Here is a 2,083-nt window from a genome sequence, read left to right on the forward strand (position 1 = left end):
CGGGGGTCCCCGACCGGTACCTATTAACGCGACGGGCCCCGGGGTACTCGCATGGGAGAGCGGACCGAAGTGACGCGAGGGTCGCTGCCGGCGGAGCGGTCGGCCGGCCGGTTCTCCGGGCCCGACGGCCTCCGCGGCGTCGTCGAGCGGATCCTCGCGTGGCTTCGGGAGCGTCGCGGATCCGGGCTGGAGCGCGTCTCGACCGCGACGACGATGCGGAACGTCGTCGACGCGGACGCGCTCGCCGAGGAGACGCCGCCGAAGTGGACGGTCTGCCACGACGTGGTCACGTACGGCGCGGACTCGCTCACTGACGTGCTCGTCTTCAGGCACGACCCCAGCAGACAGGACTTAGTGGTGATGCCGGAGCGGAACACCGATCCGGAGGGAGAGGTCAGCTTCTACCACGCCGACCGCACGAGGGGCGCGCGCCACCTGTTGTCGATCGGCGCGGACTCGCTCACGGCGGCGCTGAGCTACGTGTTAGAGCGCATCGAGCGGTTCGAGCGGCTGTTCACCGGACGCGGGAGGGAACTCCCGAGCGGCTACACCGGCCCGTCGGAGCGATAGCGAGCCGCCGCGTCGGTCCGAGTCAGACCGACCGGTCTCGCGGCCGCCCGTCGCCGTTCTCGCCGGACCGTTCGACGCGCTCGACCGTCTCGTCCGCCTCCGCGGTCTCGGGCGGGTACGAGACGGTCCGCTGCGGGTACGGGATCGAGATGCCGGCGTCGGCGAAGCGCTCCTGGATCTCCTCGACCGCGGTCGCCTTCGAGCGCCACCGCGCCTGCGGGGTCGGCGGGTCGATCCAGTACCGGAGGTCGAGCAGGATCGCCGAGTCGCCGAACCCCGACGGGATCGCGTACGGCCGCGGGTTGTTCGCGATCGAGTCGATGCCGTCGAGGACCTCCTCGGCGATCTCGGCCGCCTCGTCGGGGTCGTCGTCGTACCCGATGCCGACCTCCATGTGGATCCGGAGGCGCCCCTCGCGGCTCCGGTTCGTGATCGCCTGGTTGGCGACGAGGTCGTTGGGCACCACGACGTACTCTCCGTCGAAGTTGCGCATGTGGGTGTTCATGATCGTGATGTCGGTGACGAACCCCTCCTCGCTACCGATCTCCACCCAGTCCCCGATCTCGAACGGCCGGGCGAACATCAGCACGAAGCCCGCGATGAGCGACCCCAGCGTCTGCCGGGCCGCCATCCCGAGGACGATCCCGAGGAAGCCGGCGCCCACGAGGAGCCCGCCGAGGTTCACGCCCCAGATCCCGAGGACGGTTATCGCGGCGAGCACGAGCAGCCCGACCTGCGCGAGCCGGGTGAGGAGCTGCTCTTGGTGGGCGGTGATCCGGTCGCTGTCCGCCGACAGCTCGGTGACGTACGCCTCCACCACGTCGCTGACGACGTACGCGCCGCCGAGCAGCACCGCCGAGGCGACGATCTGCGCCCCGACCGTGAGGGCGTTCCTCGCGACGGGCAACACCGCGACCACGAGCTCGAACCGCCCCCACAGCGTCAACACGGCGACCCCCGCGAGCGCGAACAGCGCGAGCTGTAACAGTCCGACCGACAGGCGCAGGAGGAACGACGTCGGGACGCCGGCGCGCAGCGTCTGGACCGCGCCCTCCGTCGACTCCGCCAGCCGCTCGTCGAGGAGCTGTTCGACCCAGTCCGAGACGGTCCGCTCGCCGGCGCGGACGGCCTTCGGGAGCAGCAGCCAGCCGACCGCGAGCGTCAGGAGGGCGATGCCGGCGGTGACCGCCAGGCGTCCCTCCGTACTCGAGACGTCGCTCAACACCGCGCCGACCCGCGTTCCCAGTCCGGCGATCACGGTCGGTGCTTCGTCGCCGGCCGCATAACGGATCCGACGCGAGTCTCAGCCGGGAGAATCGGCGCGGCCGCTCCGGGGGAACGAGCCGCGGGGAGAGGGGTCTCCGTCACCGGCCGCGGCGGAGCTCCTCGATCAGCTGTTCGATGAGCGCCGACTGCCGGTCCAAGCGCTCCGACTGCGCCTCGACGGTGCGCCGCAGCGCCGCGACCTCGCTCGCGAGGTCCGCGTCCTCGACGCCGGCGCTCTCGAACGGCG

The 2,083-nt window shown here is 71.5% G+C and carries 2 protein-coding genes; one reads left to right on the forward strand and one right to left on the reverse strand.

Features of this window, described 5'->3' with window-relative positions:
• Window positions 1-51: 51 nt before the first annotated feature.
• Window positions 52-570, forward strand: coding sequence for a hypothetical protein (locus B9G38_RS16410; RefSeq protein WP_086221089.1), 519 nt, complete (start codon window positions 52-54; stop codon window positions 568-570).
• Between the two features lie 22 nt (window positions 571-592).
• On the opposite strand, the gene B9G38_RS16415 is transcribed toward B9G38_RS16410, so the two are convergent.
• The gene (locus B9G38_RS16415; RefSeq protein ID WP_086221090.1) at window positions 593-1,828 is read right to left on the reverse strand and encodes a mechanosensitive ion channel family protein; all 1,236 of its coding nucleotides are present in this window, start codon (window positions 1,826-1,828) and stop codon (window positions 593-595) included.
• Between the last annotated feature and the right edge of the window lie 255 nt (window positions 1,829-2,083).

Source organism: Halorubrum sp. SD612 (assembly GCF_002135005.1).

What these genes read in the sequence shown, in the direction of transcription:
- B9G38_RS16410 (WP_086221089.1), top strand. Translation starts at nt 52, where the DNA reads ATGGGAGAGCGGACCGAAGTGACGCGAGGGTCGCTGCCGGCGGAGCGG.